General features: G+C 46.5%; 20 protein-coding genes and 1 riboswitch. Of the genes, 18 read left to right on the top strand and 2 right to left on the bottom strand.

Annotated elements, in window-relative coordinates:
- Positions 1 to 118: 118 nt before the first annotated feature.
- Positions 119 to 1,417, top strand: coding sequence for an HD domain-containing protein (locus MKY34_RS00410; RefSeq protein ID WP_342513285.1), 1,299 nt, complete (start codon positions 119 to 121; stop codon positions 1,415 to 1,417).
- A gap of 15 nt (positions 1,418 to 1,432) precedes the next feature.
- Positions 1,433 to 1,939, top strand: a complete 507-nt coding sequence (locus MKY34_RS00405; RefSeq protein ID WP_342513284.1) for a YwgA family protein — start codon at positions 1,433 to 1,435, stop codon at positions 1,937 to 1,939.
- Between the two features lie 135 nt (positions 1,940 to 2,074).
- On the opposite strand, the gene MKY34_RS00400 is transcribed toward MKY34_RS00405, so the two are convergent.
- Entirely contained in the window at positions 2,075 to 2,260 is a 186-nt protein-coding gene (locus MKY34_RS00400; RefSeq protein WP_342513283.1) for a 2-hydroxymuconate tautomerase, read from the bottom strand.
- A gap of 67 nt (positions 2,261 to 2,327) precedes the next feature.
- Here MKY34_RS00400 and MKY34_RS00395 point away from each other — a divergent pair, with 67 nt between their 5' ends.
- Positions 2,328 to 2,852, top strand: coding sequence for a YwhD family protein (locus tag MKY34_RS00395; protein ID WP_342513282.1), 525 nt, complete (start codon positions 2,328 to 2,330; stop codon positions 2,850 to 2,852).
- A gap of 328 nt (positions 2,853 to 3,180) precedes the next feature.
- On the opposite strand, the gene MKY34_RS00390 is transcribed toward MKY34_RS00395, so the two are convergent.
- Positions 3,181 to 5,238 (bottom strand): PBP1A family penicillin-binding protein, encoded by a 2,058-nt coding sequence (locus MKY34_RS00390; protein ID WP_342513281.1) that lies wholly within the window; start codon positions 5,236 to 5,238, stop codon positions 3,181 to 3,183.
- Between the two features lie 211 nt (positions 5,239 to 5,449).
- On the opposite strand from MKY34_RS00390, the gene MKY34_RS00385 reads away from it, so the two are divergent.
- The 15 genes from MKY34_RS00385 to MKY34_RS00315 all read left to right on the top strand — a co-directional run bounded on the left by MKY34_RS00385 (position 5,450) and on the right by MKY34_RS00315 (position 18,878).
- On the top strand, positions 5,450 to 5,893 hold the full coding sequence (locus MKY34_RS00385) for a DUF1934 domain-containing protein (RefSeq protein WP_342513280.1): 444 nt from the start codon (positions 5,450 to 5,452) through the stop codon (positions 5,891 to 5,893).
- Positions 5,890 to 7,557 carry an arginine--tRNA ligase gene (argS, locus tag MKY34_RS00380; protein ID WP_342513279.1) on the top strand — a complete coding sequence of 556 codons (1,668 nt, stop codon included), beginning with the start codon at positions 5,890 to 5,892 and terminating at the stop codon, positions 7,555 to 7,557. Before MKY34_RS00385 ends, argS begins: the two co-directional genes overlap by 4 nt.
- A 723-nt stretch (positions 7,558 to 8,280) precedes the next feature.
- A riboswitch (cobalamin riboswitch) is annotated at positions 8,281 to 8,467 on the top strand.
- 117 nt (positions 8,468 to 8,584) lie between these two features.
- Positions 8,585 to 9,565 carry an ABC transporter substrate-binding protein gene (locus tag MKY34_RS00375; protein WP_342513278.1) on the top strand — a complete coding sequence of 327 codons (981 nt, stop codon included), beginning with the start codon at positions 8,585 to 8,587 and terminating at the stop codon, positions 9,563 to 9,565.
- Positions 9,558 to 10,553, top strand: coding sequence for an iron ABC transporter permease (locus MKY34_RS00370; protein WP_342513277.1), 996 nt, complete (start codon positions 9,558 to 9,560; stop codon positions 10,551 to 10,553). The genes MKY34_RS00375 and MKY34_RS00370 overlap by 8 nt, the downstream gene beginning before the upstream one ends.
- 1 nt (position 10,554) lies before the next feature.
- Positions 10,555 to 12,027, top strand: a complete 1,473-nt coding sequence (locus MKY34_RS00365) for an adenosylcobinamide amidohydrolase (protein WP_342513276.1) — start codon at positions 10,555 to 10,557, stop codon at positions 12,025 to 12,027.
- A complete protein-coding gene (gene cbiB / locus MKY34_RS00360) occupies positions 12,027 to 12,983 on the top strand; it encodes an adenosylcobinamide-phosphate synthase CbiB (RefSeq protein ID WP_342515338.1) in 957 nt (318 codons plus the stop codon). The genes MKY34_RS00365 and cbiB overlap by 1 nt, the downstream gene beginning before the upstream one ends.
- Positions 12,970 to 14,049 carry a threonine-phosphate decarboxylase gene (locus MKY34_RS00355; RefSeq protein WP_342513275.1) on the top strand — a complete coding sequence of 360 codons (1,080 nt, stop codon included), beginning with the start codon at positions 12,970 to 12,972 and terminating at the stop codon, positions 14,047 to 14,049. The genes cbiB and MKY34_RS00355 overlap by 14 nt, the downstream gene beginning before the upstream one ends.
- A complete protein-coding gene (locus tag MKY34_RS00350) occupies positions 14,031 to 14,609 on the top strand; it encodes a bifunctional adenosylcobinamide kinase/adenosylcobinamide-phosphate guanylyltransferase (protein WP_342513274.1) in 579 nt (192 codons plus the stop codon). The genes MKY34_RS00355 and MKY34_RS00350 overlap by 19 nt, the downstream gene beginning before the upstream one ends.
- Positions 14,610 to 14,620: 11 nt before the next feature.
- The gene (locus tag MKY34_RS00345; RefSeq protein WP_342513273.1) at positions 14,621 to 15,451 is read left to right on the top strand and encodes a cobyric acid synthase; all 831 of its coding nucleotides are present in this window, start codon (positions 14,621 to 14,623) and stop codon (positions 15,449 to 15,451) included.
- A gap of 1 nt (position 15,452) precedes the next feature.
- On the top strand, positions 15,453 to 16,217 hold the full coding sequence (gene cobS, locus MKY34_RS00340) for an adenosylcobinamide-GDP ribazoletransferase (RefSeq protein ID WP_342513272.1): 765 nt from the start codon (positions 15,453 to 15,455) through the stop codon (positions 16,215 to 16,217).
- Positions 16,190 to 16,783, top strand: a complete 594-nt coding sequence (locus MKY34_RS00335) for a histidine phosphatase family protein (RefSeq protein ID WP_342513271.1) — start codon at positions 16,190 to 16,192, stop codon at positions 16,781 to 16,783. Before cobS ends, MKY34_RS00335 begins: the two co-directional genes overlap by 28 nt.
- Positions 16,735 to 17,127, top strand: coding sequence for a bifunctional adenosylcobinamide kinase/adenosylcobinamide-phosphate guanylyltransferase (locus tag MKY34_RS00330; RefSeq protein ID WP_342513270.1), 393 nt, complete (start codon positions 16,735 to 16,737; stop codon positions 17,125 to 17,127). The genes MKY34_RS00335 and MKY34_RS00330 overlap by 49 nt, the downstream gene beginning before the upstream one ends.
- A 2-nt stretch (positions 17,128 to 17,129) precedes the next feature.
- The gene (locus MKY34_RS00325; protein WP_342513269.1) at positions 17,130 to 17,711 is read left to right on the top strand and encodes a cob(I)yrinic acid a,c-diamide adenosyltransferase; all 582 of its coding nucleotides are present in this window, start codon (positions 17,130 to 17,132) and stop codon (positions 17,709 to 17,711) included.
- A gap of 4 nt (positions 17,712 to 17,715) precedes the next feature.
- Entirely contained in the window at positions 17,716 to 18,201 is a 486-nt protein-coding gene (locus MKY34_RS00320; RefSeq protein WP_342513268.1) for an ECF transporter S component, read from the top strand.
- Positions 18,198 to 18,878, top strand: coding sequence for a hypothetical protein (locus tag MKY34_RS00315; RefSeq protein ID WP_342513267.1), 681 nt, complete (start codon positions 18,198 to 18,200; stop codon positions 18,876 to 18,878). Before MKY34_RS00320 ends, MKY34_RS00315 begins: the two co-directional genes overlap by 4 nt.
- The last annotated feature ends 161 nt before the right edge of the window (positions 18,879 to 19,039 follow it).

Raw genomic sequence — 19,039 nt, 5'->3', positions numbered from 1 at the left:
ACGGTCAGTATGGACAGCAAGTTATTAATTTATTCAACTGCTTATTAAGGATTCTAGTTCTTTTACATCTTTATACGGTTCGACAGATTGATTATACTAAGGAAACGGAGGTGCACGTATGGAATATAAAGATGAAAAACTCGTTGAAGAAAAAGTGTTTAAAGACCCGGTGCACCGCTATATCCACGTGCGTGATAAAGTGATTTGGGATGTTATTGGCACGCGTGAATTTCAGCGTCTTCGCCGTATTAAACAGCTCGGCACAACGTATCTCGTTTTTCATGGAGCGGAGCATAGCCGGTTCCATCATTCCCTTGGTGTCTATGAAATCGTTCGTCGCATTATTGACGATGGTTTTAGTGACATGCCGGAATGGAACAACGATGAACGGCTCGTGACGCTGTGCGCAGCACTTTTACATGATTTAGGGCACGGTCCTTTTTCGCATGCGTTTGAAAAGGTTTTTAATCTTGATCATGAACAGTTTACGCAAAGTATTTTGCTAGGGGATACAGAAGTGCATGAGGTCTTGCAGCGGGTGTCGCCAGATTTTCCGCAAAAAGTGGCGGATGTCATTGAAAAAACGTACCCCGATAAATTAGTGGTCAGCCTGATTTCCAGTCAAATTGACGCGGATCGCATGGATTATTTACAGCGTGACGCCTATTTTACAGGGGTGTCATATGGCCATTTCGATATGGAACGCATTTTGCGTGTCATGCGCCCGACTGAGGAGCAGGCCGTCATTAAATCGAGCGGTATGCATGCGGTAGAAGACTATATTATGAGTCGCTACCAAATGTATTGGCAAGTCTATTTCCACCCGGTTTCGCGCAGTGCGGAAGTGATTTTGATGAAGATTTTGCACCGTGCTAAACACTTGCATGAAACGGGTTATATTTTTAAACAAGAGCCATCTCATTTTCGCTCATTCTTTGACAGGACGTTCGTTTTAGAGGATTATATAGCGTTGGATGAAAGTATTTTATTGACGTACTTTCAGGTTTGGATGAAGGAAGACGACGCGATTTTGTCGGACCTTTGTTATCGGTTTATTAACCGGAAATTGTTCCAGTATGCAGAATTCGACCCGGCAATGGAGTATCGCAAGATCGGTGAGTTGGAACAATTGTTTAAGGATGCGGGAATTGATCCCCATTATTACTTGGTCACGGATTCGTCTTCGGACTTGCCTTATGATTTTTATAGGCCAGGTGAGGAAAATGAACGTCTGCCCATCTATTTACAAATGCCGAATGGCGAATTGAGTGAGTTGTCGCGTTCGTCGGATATTGTGGATGCGATTTCGGGGAAAAGACGAACAGATCATAAAATCTATTTTCCGGAAGACTTGTTGGAGAAAGGTAAAACGCAAAATCCGCTGTATGCACGGATTTTACATATATTGAAAGGGTAGGAAGGGGTGGCCCGCTTGTTGCAGGAGCATGCCAAAATCGTTCAATTCATCGCACTGGCTGATGAGGTGAAGGGTAGAAAAAAGTTGCAGAAAATGGTTTATATCGCGAAGAAGATTCATTTCCCGTTTGCGGAAAAGTACGAGCTCCATATGTACGGTCCATATTCGGAGGAATTGACGTTGCGCGTGGAAGAGTTGTGTGAGATGGGTTTTCTCGCGGAACAGTGCGTAGATAAAGGCTCATACGTTCAATATCGCTACAATGTGACGGAAGAAGGGACAAGCTTTCTTGAAATGGCGGACAGCCCTCACGACAATCTTGCAGTGTGCATTGAGTTGATGAACGACAAAAGCTCAAGATTTCTCGAACTTGTTTCGACCTTGCTATATTTTGATGAGCTCGACAAGGAAGCGCAAATTGCTAAAGTCCGTATTGTGAAAAATAAACTTAATTTCACCGAAGAGGAAATGACGAACGCGTTTGATTTTATCGCTGAATTGCAACGAATTTCTGTTCAATAAGAAAAGCGTAGGGCGCTTGTTTAGATGTGCCCGGAGCCTAGACAATAAGAAAAGGTTGTCCCATTAGAAGGAGAAGTTCCTTCATGGGACAACCTTTTTTGCTAGTTAATTATTGTCCAGACTCTAGCGCTTTTCTTATTGATCACTAAAACGTTTACCAGCGACAGCATAGTGACCTTTTGACATTTCTTCGATGAAGACAACGATGTTTTCAGTAGGTGCACCTGTTGTTTCCGCGACAGCTTCTGTTACTTTTTCGCAGAGTGCACGCTTTTGTTCCTCGGTACGACCTTCCAACATTTTTACAGTTACATAAGGCATTCCATTTCCCCCTTTCGATGATTATTCGGTATAGTGTATATACTACCAGAGTTGGAGGGGTAAACGAATGGAAAATGAGCAAAAACCGAAGAAGAAAATGGGCTTTACCATTATAAAAAACGATCCGACAGATGGCCATAAAGGGTTTGGCATCGGATCCTTATCATTAGAAAACGTATCGCCGGTCATTATCGATATCGAAGAAGGAACGGCAGCGATTGAAATTGGGGCGATGCATGCACGAAGCGCTACAGAGCGGGGCATTAAATTTACGCTTAATCGTGAAGATTCCGAAGGCGGCAAACCGTACTGGCTTGTGTGGGTAACGATTGATTTCAAAGAAGATGGCCCTTATTATGCGGGTGTGACGGCTTGTGAAATGGTCGTTAATCGTGAAAAACGTCGAGGTTATAAAGTGTTAGCTGACCATGTCAACCGTATGGATAAGTCGATGAAACGTCATATTATGGTAACGGATATGGATGATAAATCAAAACAAATTCTCACTGATTTCCTTTCGAGTCATAATCAGGAAATGTGGGATCGAAGTGAATCCAAATTACACGAGGATTTACAAGTGGGTTCGCTCTAAATATGAACAATATGTGACATTTTCAGCAACCTTGCGATTACAAGGTTGAATGTCGGCATAAAAGGAAGTACACTAAAAATACAGCTTGCTAATTGTAAGCTAGGACAACCGGAATCGCGCGGCCTTGAAAAGTCGTGTATCAGACAAACCCAAGCATGATACATGATCCGATAGGACGCCTTGAACGGTAAAAAAGCTTTCCACTCCCGAAGTCATTCGAGAGTGGAAAGCTTTTTTGATTTAAGGGGGATAGGAGGCGTTCAATGAAGCGCGCATAACTAGTGTCGAACCGCGCATAATCAGAACACCCATCTCCACAACTACATCATCATTCAAAAAACGAAAACGGGAATAATTCAAAACCATCGCCATTGTCCTTGTCGGACGTTCGCTCTTCTCGCAAAGTCTTATCTGTACAGAGCTTTTGCGGCATATCCTTCTCCTTTACATAGACGAGTCGTTGCTTGCCACATTCGTTGACAGCGATGCCGCCGGTTTCGACGTCGATGATGACGCCATTGACGCCTTTAGGGGGAATAAAGGCTTCAGCTGTTTTACCTTGGTGTACCTGTTCCATAAATTCAATCCATATTTTCTTTGAAGCGGCTTTGTCTTGTTCATCAGTCAGCTTCTCGCCGACATCGAATCCAGTCCAAATGCCTGCTGTCAGTGAGGGGCTGAAGCCGATGAGGTATTGGTCTGAAATCGTCGTGCCTGATTTGGCGGCATACGGTCTTGTTTGTTTTGGACGCATCGACAATCCTGTGGCGTTTGTGTAATCGTTGAATACGGGATCAAACATGCCCGTCATCAAATGTGTCAGTACAAATGCATCCTGTTCTGTTAGCAGGTGCTTTTTGCTTTGTTTTGGATGTTCATACACCGTTTTCCCTTCTGCATCGCTGATTGACAAGATGGTCATCGGTTGAATATCTTTACCACCTGATGCGACTCGGTTATAGGCACCCGTCATATCCGACAGCGTCACATCTGACGTGCCGAGTGCAACGGCGGGGGATTCTTTGAATGTAACGTCGATGCCGAGACGTTGTGCCATTTTGTTGAATTTTTGATAGCCAACATCTTCTAGTGTCTTCACTGCGAAGATGTTGTCGGAAATGGCGATGGCTTGGGCGAGCGAAATCGGATGCCCCGCAAATTTGCCGTTGACGTTACTTGGTTCATACGTTGAACGTCCTTCATCATAGGTGAAAATGGTTTTTTCGGTCGATAGGAACGTTAATGGATTGAATCCATCTTCCAGCGCGGCGGCGTACAAAATCGGTTTGATGGCAGAGCCGGGTTGGCGTTTCGCCTGCGTCGCCCGATTGAACGTGCTTTCGTTATAGTTGGTCCCGCCGATGAGCGAGGTAATGGCGCCTGTTTCGGGCTCCATAGACATAAAACCGACTTGTAACCCGCTTTTAGGGATCCATTTCGCAACGAGCTCCTCCGCTGTTTGCTGGTGATGTGGGTCCAACGTCGTTCGAATTGTCCAACCACCTTCAGCTGGGTAGCGTCCTTTTTTGGCAAGGATTGTTTCGGCTTCGCGCCATACTTCATCCAAAAAATAAGGAGCGACACGTTTTGAATCGGCCCATTCGCGTGCTTTTAATACGATTTGTTCATTGTTCGCGCGTTCCTCTTGGCGTGCAGTAATATAGCCTTGCGCTTCCATCAAGGAGAGGACAAGCTGTTTCCGTTCTTTTGAATTCTCGGGATTATCAACGGGCGAATAAATCGAAGGCCCTTTTGCAATTGCCACGATGACAGCAGATTCCTCCAACGTTAGATCTTTCGCCGATTTGCCGAAATAAAATTTGCTTGCTGCTTCAACCCCATACATGCCATGCCCAAAGTAGACGGTATTCATATAGCCTTCCAAAATAGTATCTTTGTCGTAAAAAATTTCCATTCGATACGCGTACAAGGCTTCAGTGATTTTTCGTGTCCACGTTTTTTCAAACGTTAAATATAAATTTTTCGCATATTGCATCGTAATCGTACTAGCACCCTCTACTTTGCGCCCTGATTTTATATCTTTTAATAGGGCACCAGCAATTCGCCTATAATCAAAACCGTTATGGCTATAAAAGTTTTTGTCTTCCGTTGCGACGACTGCATCTTTTAGAAATGGAGACATGTCGTCGAGGTCCACCCAATATCGTCGCTCCGCTGAAAAGCGATCACCAATCTGCTTACCATTTTTATCGAGAAAAACGGAAGCTTTCGGCACGCTTAAAGACGGCGCACCTGTCACTTGAGCGTACAGGCGGAGCGCTCCAAACATCGTCAACGCTGCGGTTAACAGTGTGACAACAAGCAATATGACACGCCGGATTGCCGAGCGTCTTTTTTTCTTTTTTACATATACTGTTCGTTGCATACGATCCCGTCCTGTCCATATCGTTACAAGTAGTATGCGACGCATGGAAACAGATTAAACGGGCAACGCATAAAAACATGTAAATGGCTATCTAGTGTCCAGTAGAATCCACAGATAGATTGAAATTGACAAGGAAAACAGGATATAATGAGAAGATATACGCAGAGTCGGGTTACTGATCCTGTTGAACATGGAAAAAGGCGGTGAACGTATGGAAACACGGGATAGCGAGCGCGCTGTGAAGATCCGGCTCCATTCGTCAATCCGGCATCCGGAGCAAGATGAGGAGACGCATGAGTTGATGGCGACAGGATTGCTGATCAACAAAGCGGGCAAGTCTTATTTGAAATACGAAGAACAGCAAAATGGGCAACGTATCCAAACGACCGTTAAATTGGACGCTACAGATGGATTTATTATGCGGCGGGGCGCAGTGAATATGCGTCTACCTTTTAGGGAGAATGGGGAGCGAGCAGGCACATACGGCAACGGCCCAGCCTCTTTCAATTTACTGGTGAAAACAAATGCACTAGCGTTTTCGGAAGAAAAGGAAGGCGCTGCTGGACAATTTACAGTGAACTACGATTTACATGCAGAAGGGGCACTCCTGGGCATGTACAAACTGACGATTACATATACGGAGGGAACACAATGAACGCGGTAGAGAAAATTCAACATGAAGTAAAATCGGCATTGCGTCAAGCAGTGATTGAAACAGGTCTTGTAGAAGAAACAGCCATCCCAGATATTTTACTTGAAACACCGAAAAACAAAGACAATGGTGACTATGCAACGAACATCGCAATGCAGTTAACGAAATTGGCGAAAAAGCCACCGCGTGCAATTGCAGAAGCGATACTTGAGAAATTGGACACATCATCGACAGCGATTGAAGCGATTGACATTGCAGGTCCAGGATTTATGAACATTAAATTGAAAAACGATTATTTAGGCGACGTCGTCAAGACGGTGCTTGAACAAGGCGTAGACTACGGACGTTCGAATGCGGGTGCTAATGAGAAAATTCAAGTCGAATTCGTCTCTGCGAATCCAACTGGTGATTTGCACTTAGGGCATGCGCGCGGTGCGTCACTAGGCGATTCCCTCTGCAATGTGCTGGATTTTGCAGGCTATGACGTTGCACGTGAATATTACATTAACGACGCAGGTAACCAAATTAATAACCTCGCGTACTCCATCGAAGCACGTTATTTTGAAGCGCTTGGGTTGGACAAAGAAATGCCAGAGGACGGATACCGTGGACAAGACATTATCACGCTTGCACAAGGCCTTGTGGACGAATATGGAGATAAATATGTGCATGTTTCGGAAGAAGAGCGTTTTGACTTTTTCCGCGAGTATGGCCTTGAATACGAATTGGCAAAACTGAAGAAAGACCTTGCGGATTTCCGTGTAGCATTTGATGTGTGGTTCTCAGAAACGTCTCTTTATAAAAACGGTAAAATCGACGTTGCACTCGACAAACTACGTGCAAACGGCCACGTTTTTGAAGAAGATGGCGCAACATGGTTCCGTTCGACAACATTCGGGGACGATAAAGACCGCGTGCTCATTAAAAACGACGGATCATATACGTATTTAACACCGGATATTGCTTACCATGAAGACAAATTATTCCGTGGCTTTGATAAGCTTATTAATATTTGGGGAGCGGATCACCACGGCTATATTCCGCGTATGAAAGCTGCAATTGAAGCACTTGGTAATGACCGCGATACACTTGAAGTACATGTGGCGCAAATGGTGCAATTGTACAAAGACGGCGAGAAATTTAAAATGAGTAAGCGTACGGGGAAAGCTGTCACGTTGCGTGAACTGGTGGAAGATGTGGGTCTTGATGCAGTGCGTTACTTCTTCGCGATGCGTTCAGGCGACTCGCAAATGGACTTCGACCTGGACCTTGCGATTTCCCAGTCCAATGAAAACCCCGTGTATTATGCGCAATATGCACACGCACGAATTTCTTCGATTTTGCGCCAGGCTGACGAGTCAGGACTTGCTGCGTCTGTGGATAACGTTTCTTTACTACAAGCAGAAAAAGAATTGGAACTGTTGAAGAAAATTGGGGACTTCCCGAAATTGGTTAGCGATGCGGCACGTTTGCGCGCACCACACCGTATCACCAACTATATCCAAGAGTTAGCTGCAACGTTCCACAGCTTCTACAACGCAGAAAAAGTATTGGATCCAACAAACCGCGAATTGTCGGAAGCTCGCTTAGCGCTTATTACGGCAACACGCACGACCATTGCCAACGCCTTGAAACTCGTCGGCGTTTCGGCCCCGGAAAGAATGTAATTGACTCCTATATATTCAATTAATGTATAAATTCATTTATCTTCACTCAGCAAATCTTTTTGTACTGAAAGCGAAGCGTCGGCTACAGAAAACTCCTATCTCGATAGGTGGCGAGATGAATGCGGTTTTGTTTTTCTGTCCAGTGGGTGTTCAAATGCCCGCTAAACGATAGAGGTACGAAGGCTAAGGTCGCTACGTCCAAAGACAGGTGCCTTAATTTCTGCAAAAAGCGCAGAAACACGGCCAATCAAACCCTTTGCAGTTCGATTGGCAACGCCTGCATGACCTACTTCCTGTAGGCCCCGATCTTGAAAAAAATCTGGACGCAATTACGCCTAGACGTAATTGATAATGGTTATATATTAAAAAGAGAGAAGCGCTGTCACGCCTCTCTCTTTCCAACCATTACCGTAAGAATGGTGGTTGTCAAAAATTTATTTTTTGTGCGGACCACCCTTTTGCTTCCTACGGCGTTGGGTGGTTTTCTCTTTGTCTATATAAGTTGAACTTATGATTATCATCTAATCTCCAGCGAAGGCGCCTTACAAGCGGTAGCCGAAGCCGTAAGCGCCGAGTGTTATTGATAAGATTATTTAGTTCGATTTATATGAAACTTAGAATGACATCGACATTGGTCGTAGCCCAAAACATATGAGAATTTGTATTATTCGCCACCCCTCGACAGAAAAAATAATTATAGTATACTGAAAGATGTGAACAAATTACATAGCCAAACGTAAAGGTACCTCACCATCAAAGGTGAGGTTAAAAGGGAAGTCGGTTCAAATCCAACGCGGTCCCGCCACTGTAAGTGTGAGCAAGTCGCAATCCGTCACTGGAAAACATTCTGGGAAGACGCGATCAGCTATGAACACGAGCCAGGAGACCTGCCTTTATGAATCATCCGTTAACCTGCGAGGACTGGGTTGGTAAAATATGCGCTACATGGCGTCTATTTTGACTGAACATCCTCCTCCGTTAGCCATACGGGGGATTTTTATTTGGAATCAAATAGGAGGGAAATAACATGAAGAAGATATGGCAACTAGGGCTCATGTCTATTCTTGCGGTGTTTTTACTTGCTGCATGTGGAACGACTTCAACAGACGAAAAGCCACAAGCAGATGCAACACCGAAAGAAGACGTAACGCCGAAAGAGGTTGAACAAGCAGCATTCCCACTGACATTAACAGATGCAGTTGGCAATGATATTACCATCGAAAAAGCACCAGAGACGATTGTATCGATGACACCAAGTAACACAGAAATATTGTTTGCACTTGGATTGAATTCGGAAATTGTCGGTGTGAATGATTACGATAACTATCCTGCAGAAGCACTTGAAAAAGAAAAAATCGGTGGTCAGGAGTTCGACGTTGAAAAAATTGTGTCGATGAACCCAGAAATGGTCTTCGCACATGAATCAGGACTAGGTGTAGGCGAAGCGGGACTTCAGCAAATTCGTGATGCAGGTATTCCTGTGTTCGTTGTGAAAAATGCAACGGATTTTGACGAAACATACACAACGATTGAAACAATGGGTCAAGCGACAGGTAAAAAGGAAGAAGCAGATAAGATTGTCGCAGACATGAAAGCTAAAGTTGAAGAAGTACTACAAAAGACGGCAGCTGTTGAAAACCCAAAGACGGTTTTCGTGGAAACATCGCCAGCGCCAGATATTTATACGCCAGGTAAAAACACATTTATGGATCAAATGCTTGGGATGATAGGTGCAGAAAACATTTCCGCTGACCAAGAAAACTGGTTTGTCATGGCTTCAGAAGAAATTGTGAAACGCAATCCAGATGTCATTGTGGTCATGTATGACTATATCGAAACAGCAGTGGAAGACGTATATGCGCGCGATGGTTTCGACTCCATCACAGCGATTAAAGACAAAAATGTTGTCCAAGTGCAAGAGGATATCACAAGCCGTACAGGTCCACGCTTAGCAGAAGGATTGGAAGCTATCGCAAAAGCGGTGTACCCAGAGGTTTTTAGTGAGTAAAACAAGCGTTGCCTACATCGTGTCTGCCACTACGCTCGTTGTAGCGGTATGGCTCGGTGTATCCATCGGGTCTGTGCAAATACCGATTAGTACGTTATGGAATGCAGGAACGGATGCGACGGCGACGAATATTCTATGGAAGATTCGAATGCCGCGTGTTATCCTTGCCGGCCTTGTCGGTGCGTCGCTGGCGATTGCGGGAGCAGCTTTTCAAGGACTGCTCAAAAATCCGCTGGCTGATCCATACACCCTCGGAGTGTCATCCGGCGCCTCAGTTGGTGCTGTGATGACGCTCTTTTTTAGTATTTCCATTCCGATGTTTGGTATTTATACGCTTCCTCTATTTAGTATGATCGGCGCGGCATTGACGATGTTTCTCGTGCTCGGTTTTGCCCGCCTTGTTGACCGTGCGTTAAAAATGGAAACGATTATTTTGACGGGGATTATTTTCGGTTCGTTTTTAGGTTCGGTGTTGTCGTTGATGATTGCCTTAACAGGTGAGGAATTACGACAAATCATCGGCTGGCTGCTTGGCAGTGTGTCGATGCGTGGTTGGAATTATATTACGATGATTTTACCGTTTGTTGTCATCGGCTCCATAATGTTGTGGCTGAGCCGTCGTGAGTTAAATGCGATGCTGTTTGGCGAAGAGCGTGCACATCATTTAGGTGTCAACGTAAAAAGGCGAAAATGGATGATTTTAATCGGTGGGTCGATTTTGACAGGCTCAGCGGTTGCGGTGTCAGGTACGATTGGTTTTGTTGGTCTTGTTGTGCCTCATATGACACGCCTTCTATGGGGGGCGGATCACCGTCATTTACTGACATTATCCTTTTTAAATGGTGCATCATTGCTCATTATTTGTGATTTGATCGCACGGACGATTATTGCGCCAACGGAGCTGCCGGTTGGTGTCATTACGGCGTTTATCGGTGCGCCGGTCTTTGCATTGATTTTCTATAAACAACGAAGGAAAGGGGCGATGTGATGTGCTACAAGTTGAACAGATAACGGGCGGATACGGTAAGGAACCGATCGTTAAAGCTGTCACATTCAAAGTCCATAAAGGCGAAGTGCTTGGTATTCTCGGGCCGAATGGCAGTGGGAAATCCACGTTGTTGAAATTAATTTCGGGAATTTTACCAAGGCAAGCCGGTTCCGTTGTCATTGACGGACAAGATGCGTCTGCCTATAGCCAAAAAGCTTTTGCGCGAAAAGTAGCGGTATTGCCTCAGCTACATGCACATGCCTTTTCCCACTCCGTCTATGAAACGGTGTCACTTGGTAGGTATCCGCATCAATCCGGTCTTTTTTCATCTTGGTCGGCTGAAGATGAACGCGCGGTGACGGAAGCAATGGCGCATACAGCGATTACGCGTTACAAGGATACGCCGATTGAATTGTTGTCGGGAGGCGAGCAACAACGCGTTTTCGTGGCACAAGCCTTGGCGCAGGAAGCCCCGATTTTATTGTTAGATGAACCGACGAATCACTTGGACATCGCGCATCAGCAACAGTTGCTCGATACGATTCGCAAACAGGCAGTGGAGAAGGGATTAACGGTTGTGTCGGTTTTCCATGATATTAACTTAGCGTCATTGTATTGCGACCGACTATTGCTGATGGATCAAGGGCAGATTGCCGCAATTGGCGAGCCGCAGGATGTGGTGAAAGAAGCCATCGTTCAAAAAGTATACGCGGCACGGGTCAAGACGCAAGCGCATCCTGAATTACCGAAGCCACAACTGACGCTTCTTCCAGATACAAAGGGAGAAATCGAAGCGTTTGAAGTGACAAGTAGCGATTTCAGTGTGTCGAAGGACTATGTGGCTTTGCGCACACAAAACCCATTGAAAACGATGTCATCAGCTGTCCATAATGCGGGGATGGGGTGGTACCGTATGTTTGTCAATCGCCATGTGGATGCAGACTACAATGTCGATGATGTCGAGGCGGAACTGGTGACTTATTTGGAAGCGCAAGGGTTTCATGCGAACGATACAGTAGGTATGATGACGGCCGTTTGGACGGAATATGTGGAGATTGAAACATACCAAGGTGATTTTGGTACCATCATCATTGCGGTCACTGCGGGAATTGGCAATGCGGTGGATGTGTCACAAGCGCTTACGCGTGATCGTGAGCAACGTATTGGCACGATTAATACATGGGTCATCGTCAACGGTACTTTGCCGGATGCCGCGTTTGTGCAAGCGATGATAACAGCGACGGAAGCGAAAGCGAAAGCATTGCAGGCGGAGTCGATTACGGATCCGCTCACAGGCACGATTGCAACGGGTACTTCAACGGATAGTTTGCTCGTAGCCGCTACACAGCAAGGCGAATTTTTACCTTATGCAGGGCCGATTACGCCGCTTGGTAAATTGATTGGGCATGGGGTCTATGAATGTACAGTTCGGGCGATTCAAGCGTATAAAAAAGTGAAAGGATGGACGACATGATCCCTGCACATTTTATCGCCATTGCGATTGGTTTTATGCTCGATCGGATTGTTGGTGATCCGCCGACATGGCCGCATCCGATTCGTTGGATAGGGACGCTCATTACGAAAGGTACTGCAGTGTTGAATAAAGGCCGGTTCCGCACCGGAAAAGGGGCGTTGATGCTTATCGGCGTTGTGGGCATTGTGTTTAGCATTGTATTTACACTTGTCGCATTGGCCTATCAGCTCCATCTTTTTGTCGGCGTGCTCGTCGAGGCGATGCTCATTGCGATTGGGCTAGCGCAAAAAAGTTTACGAGATGCGGCGCTCGCGGTTTACGAGCCACTCGCGATGGGGGATTTACAGGAAGCGCGTACGAAGCTGTCATGGATTGTTGGGCGTGATACTGATAAGTTACAGGAAGGTGACATTGCGCGTGGGGCGATTGAAACGGTATCGGAAAATACGGCAGATGGCATTACATCACCGTTGTTTTGGGCGTTTCTTTTCGGGGCACCTGGCTTATGGATGTATAAAGCGGTAAACACACTCGATTCGATGATTGGCTATAAAGATGAGCGCTACGAGCAGTTTGGCAAGTTTTCCGCACGTACGGATGATGTATTGAATTTCATTCCCGCGCGTATTACGGGGTTGCTGATGATTTTTTATACGCCAAATGAAGGCCAGCTGAGCTTCTGGAAACGATTTTCGGGTTGGAGTAGAGATGCTAGACGCCATGCCAGTCCGAACAGTGGCTTTTTGGAGGCGGCGACGGCTTGGCAATTGGGTGTGAAATTAGGGGGACAGAGCACGTATCGAGGTGTTGTGTCGAAACGACCTGAAATTGGTCCGGCCATTGTTCCATTGACTGCCTTACATATTAAATCGACATTGACGCAAATGCATACGGTCGCATTGGTGTTTTGGTTGACGATGACCGTGATTGGAGTGTTTGTCTATGCAATTGCCTGAGCACGGTGCGAATCCGCATCAGGTCTATGCAAAACTGGGTATGGATGTGCCGGAACGTATATTGGATGTCAGTGAGAATGTCAATCCAGCGGGTCCACCGCAGGCTGTGTTGGAGATGTGGCCTCGTTTAGTGGCGGAATTAGCGTCTTATCCCGATCCTGATGGCGAACCGTTTTTATCTGCTGTGGCAGATTTTCATAGTGTGCCGTCTTCGTTTATTGTTGCCGGAAACGGGGCAGCCGAATTGTTGGCGCTTGTAGCGGAGCGCTATCGTGGGAAACGGGCTGTGGTTGTTCACCCTACGTTTTCCGAATATGAGGCGACCTTGCTGGCAAAGCAGGTGGAGATTGTGCGGGTAGTGGCTTCGGAAGCGGAGGGCTTTACGTTGCCACTTGCGGACATTTATCAAGCGATGGAGTCGTCGGCCGTGTTGTACTTATGTACGCCAAATAATCCAACGGGCATGCTACCGGAACGGGAAGTACTCCGGACGATTATTCGTCATGGTGCGCAAGTGGGCTGCGAGGTCGTGTTGGATGAAGCATTTATCGATTTTGTTGACGAGTCGCGATCGTTTATTGCAGAAATAAAAGAATTTCCTCATGTCATCATCGTTCGTTCGATGACGAAAATGTACGCTATTCCAGGCATCCGCTTGGGTTATGTGGTGGCACATCCGACCATCATTGCGGGGGTTAAAGCGCTCGCACCTCATTGGAATGTTAACGGGATGGCGGCTCGAGTAGGGGCGGTTTGTTTGCAGCAAGAGGCATTCCGCCAACAGGCGATTCAGCATGCAACGGTTGAAAGGGGCAAGATGACGGCATTTCTTCAGGAACACGGCTGTACGGTAACGGATTCGGTTGCGAACTTCCTCACATTTAAGCTTGGGACAGTGCAAGCGACTGGGCAGTTATACCGGGATTTATTGGCACGCGGTATTGTCCTTCGTCATTCTGAAAATTTCCGTGGTATGGATGGGCGTTGGTTACGAGTTGGTATGAAAAGTGAAGATGAAATGATTGCACTAAGGGAAGAGTTGACACGATGGTTCGCGGAAAATTAACGTTCATATGCGGCGGCGTTCGCAGTGGGAAAAGTGCTTATGCGGAACGCATTCTTGTTGGCGAGGCACAGGAAAATGGGAGTCGGCTTGTCTACATTGCTTCCGGTACAGCAACGGATTTAGAAATGCAGGCGCGTATTGACAAGCATCGGCATGACCGTGCGGATGACAACTGGACAACGCTTGAACAGCCGACGCAGCTAGAAGCCGTATTGTCGTCGATTCAGCAAGACGATTATGTGTTATGGGATTGCTTAACGACATGGCTTGCCAATGAGTTGTATGCCGGTTGGGAAGTAGGGACGCCTTGCATTCAGCAACCCGGCTGCATGGCGCAAAAAGTAGAGCAGCTATATGGAACGATTGACACGATGCGTCAAAAGGTCACACATCTTGTTATCGTGTCCAATGAAGTGCTCGATGAATTGCCATTACATGATGAGGAAACGGAAATATATCGTTCATGGATTGGACAGATTCATCAACAACTTGTCGTAACAGCAGACACGGCGATTGAAATGGATTACGGGATGGCAACAGTTTGGAAAAATGAACGATGAGGAGGAGAGACATGAACGGATTAATGGTAGTCGGAACGGCATCCGATTCAGGAAAGACGATGATTTGCACAGCGTTATGCCGTTTATTGGCCGATGAAGGGGTACGGGTAACGCCTTTTAAATCCCAAAACATGTCGGGCTTTTCTGCAACAACGGCGAATGGAGAAGAAATGAGCCGGGCGCAATTTATCCAAGCATTGGCGGCTAGAACAACACCATCGATTGCTATGAATCCGATTTTACTGAAGCCGGTGGCAGGTATGAAATCAGAAGTGTTATTCTTTGGTGAAAAGTTTGGTCCCGTAGCAGGCATGGCTTATCGCAAGCAATTTTTTCATCGTGCTATTGAAGCGATTGAAACATCACTTGCCAAACTGGCGGAGACTTATGACACTGTCATTATTGAAGGCGCAGGTAGTCCAGCAGAAGTGAATCTCAATGATCGAGAAATCGTCAATATGCGCGTTGCGGATATTGCGGATGTACCCGTCCTATTGGTAGCCGATATTGACCGCGGCGGTGCGATTGCGTCGATTGTCGGTACACTGCAACTGCTTTCACCTGCACACCGAGCGCGTGTGAAGGCTATTATCATCAATAAATTTCACGGAGATGTCGCGTTATTTCAAGAAGGCATCGAATTTATTGAATCCTATACAGGCATTCCTGTCGCAGGTGTGATTCCTTACAAAGTCGATCATGGCATTGAAGAGGAAGACGCGGATCGACCTGTTATGCGCGCGCCACAAGGTGTCGATATCTATGGTGAGTGGGCGGCGCATGTGAAGAGCAATGTCAATTGGCCGCTGCTGAAAGAAATCCTGTCGGGGCAGGAGGAATAATGTGAACGGTTTGTTGTTAGCGTTGCAGTTTTTCACATCGATTCCTATAAAAAAAGAATTGCCGTTGGAGCGTAAAGACGTGACGGCTATGTATGTGGCGCTTCCCGTTGTTGGCGCTGCCATCGGGCTTGTCATGTATACAGTGTCCTTTGTGTTGTTTCAGGAATTGCACATGGGGACATTGCTGACGGCGGTTCTCATTCTATTGGCAGGCATTGTGTTAACAGGTGGTCTGCATTTGGATGGCTGGGCGGATACGGGCGATGCATTTTTTTCCTATCGGGACCGCGAGAAACGATTGGAAATTTTAGATGATCCGCGTCTGGGCGCGTTTGGAGCGATGGCACTTGTGCTGCTGGTCATTGTGAAAATCGCCTTGTTCAATGAACTGTTACTGCGTGGAATGGGAAATGTCGCGTTATTCATCGCAATCCCATTGTTAGCGCGCGCCGCTTTGAATGTTTATTTCACTACGGTTCCACTGGCGAAAGACAAAGGCATTGCTCATTTCTTTAAAGAGAAAATGGCAGGCAATGTGGTGATAGGTTGTTCCGTGATTGGTAGTGTGTTGGCCATGTTCATTGTCGGATTCGTGATGAATAGTATAAGTATCCCAGTAGCATGGGCAGTCGTATTGTTTGTAGGCGTTGTGTTATTTCGCAAATGGTCGCTAAAGCATTTTGGTGGCGTTAGCGGCGATTTATGTGGTGCGTTCATCGAAGGAATGGAGGCATTGTTATGGCTCGTAGCTTTGTTATCTATGTGATGCGTCATTTGCCGACGGCTGGAAATGTAGCACGCAAATATATCGGTTGGACAGACGAACCCATTTTGCCGTTGGAAGCATGGGATAGTGGATTGCCTTTTGAGCCAACGCATGTTGTCGGGAGCGATTTACTACGTGTGAGGCAGAGCGCCGCATTGTATTGTCCACAGGCGGTGTATGAGGTGGATTGTCGTTGGCGTGAATGTCATTTCGGTGATTTTGAAGGAAAAACGTATGCCGACCTTGAAGAGGATAAGGACTATCGTGCGTGGATTGACGACCCTTACGGAATAGCACCAAGGGGTGGTGAAAGTTTGGTAGCGTTGGAAGCACGTGTGTTGCCTGCGTTTAGTGAGTTGTCGAACGATGCCGTTGTGGTGACACATGGCGGCCCCATACGCGCTATTTTAACGGCCTTTTCACCTGTTGCGCGTGCGTTTTGGTCATGGGACATTCCGCATGGTACAGGTTATCGCCTTGAATGGTCGAGTGAAAAAGCGTTCAAGGAGGGAAAAACGTGCGCATCTATATCGGCGGTGCCCATAACGGCAAAAGGGACTATGTAAGAACGATGTTAGTGGATAAAGAGTGTGTGTGGTTTGAAGGGGAGTGTCCCCCGCAGAACTTGCCCACAACTCAGCCCATTGTGATTGCAGGACTGGAAAAATGGCTGGCAGAAACAGAATTGCCGGAGGCTGAGGCTGTTGAGTCTATCATGAAGGCGATTGAGGTGCGCGATGTCATTGTGATTTTGACAGATATCGGCCGAGGAATTGTCCCGATTGACGCACAGCAGCGCCAGTTGCGTGATGCGTGTGGACGGCTCTATCAGCGGTTGATGGCGGAAGCGGATGAAGTGACACGGATTTGGTATGGACTTGCACAAATACTAAAGAAAAGGGGAGATTGAAGATGAAAATTTATACACGTACAGGGGATAAAGGGAAAACAAGTTTAATAGGTGGACGTGTCGATAAAGATAGTTTACGTGTGGAAGCATACGGCACGACAGATGAGCTGAATTCATTTATCGGCAAGGCAATGACGGAGTTGGATGCGACGATTTTTGCCGATTTGCTAACGGACTTGGAAACGATTCAAAACGAATTATTCGATGGCGGTGGCGACTTGGCGAATGTCATGAAAGAACGCCATTACAAATTGTCCGAAGAGCCGATTGAAGTGTTAGAACAACGCATTGATGAGTTGATGGAGGAGGCGCCCGAGCTTGAGCGTTTCATCTTACCGGGTGGCTCACCAGCTGCTGCCACGTTGCATATTGCGCGGACGATTGCCAGACGTGCAGAACGTCAGACAGTGACATTGATGAAGGCAGAAGAAGATGTACCTGCAACGGTGCAAAAGTATTTGAATCGTCTATCGGACTATTTATTCGTGGCGGCTCGTATTGCCAATGCTCGGGTCAATGTGCCGGATAATGAGTATGTGAGAAGTGCGAAAGTGTTTAGGACGGATAAGAAAAAGGAGGACTAATCGCATGAAGTTGCAACGGTTGACACTGACTGCGTTGTTCGCAGCGATGTGTGTGATTGGTGGGATGATTAAAATTCCCTCTGCAATGGGTTCATTGGCGCTCGATACGGTACCTGCGCTGTTATCCGTAGCTTTTTTACCACCGTTATTTTCGGGCATCGCAGCAACGCTAGGTCATGTGGCTTCAGCGATGTATGCGGGATTTCCTATGGGGCCGTTTCATGTGTTAGTTGCGCTTGAAATGTTTGCAATTGTTGTGATCTTTTCGTACTTGCATAAAGCAGGCTACACGCTCATGAAGTGGGGGTTCTTTATTCTCGCGAACGGTTTGTTGGCACCTCTGCCGTTTTATTTCCTTGTGTCGCCGGCATTTTTTGTAGGCATCTTGCCGTCGATTTTGGTCGCGACGTTATTGAATTCGGCGGTGGCAGCGGTTGTCATACCAGCATTGCAGCAAGTAGCGAAAGGTCGAATGGGGGCACTCCGTTGAGGAATGCCATTATGATTGGTGATGATTTTGTGGTCACAACAGATAATTCGGGTAGCATCGGTGAAAAGCCTGCGGACAGCGTGGCAGTGCCAGATCGTTTGACTGCTCATTACGCGGCGCGTGTCGCATTGTTGGAGCAATGGGCAGCATGTGCGGAGCCGACGACGATTTTGATTCACAACTTTAGCGGCAGCGCCAGCTGGGAAAAATATGTGGCGGGTGTGACGGATTTATTTCAAGAGGCGGGGCTTAAAGTTCCGCCGATTAGTGGCAGTACGGAAACGAATATGGAGCTGATGCAGTCGGCGATGGCGGTCACGATGATTGGTAAACGCCAACAGTGTTCAGCTGTTGACGGGCTTACATGGTTTACGTATGGTGCACCGCTCGTTGGGCAGGAAGTGCTGGATTTTGCAGAGCAAGTCGCTTCACTTCGACTTATTCGACAAGCATTGGATCAGGGCGTTGTTAGTCGGATATGGCCAGTTGGCTCGAGTGGGATTTTGAAGGAAGTACGCAAAATGACAGGCGATGTAGAGATTGTTGTCGAAACGCCGTTGGATGCAGTGAAGACGGCGGGCCCGTCGACGGTTGTCTTGCTTGCCATTTCGAAAACGAAAATCAAAGATGCGCAACGGTTATTTGGACATCAATTGGATGCGTTAACGATTAAGTGATTGAATAAAAAAGAGTTATTGGCCTATTATTTATGGCCAATAACTCTTTTTTAATTAAAAGATTAAGAAACCTCATTTTATCAAGGTCAAAAGGCTCGTTAAATGCTGATAAGGTTACGAGTATTTTAAACTTTTTAAAAGTTTTCATTGACTGAATGCTC

Origin of the sequence: Sporosarcina sp. FSL K6-1522, assembly GCF_038622445.1 — a bacterium.
In the GTDB taxonomy this organism is placed as follows: Bacteria; Bacillota; Bacilli; order Bacillales_A; family Planococcaceae; genus Sporosarcina.
The sequence above is the reverse complement of the archived record's forward strand: the minus strand, read 5'-3'. Positions and strand labels throughout refer to the sequence as shown.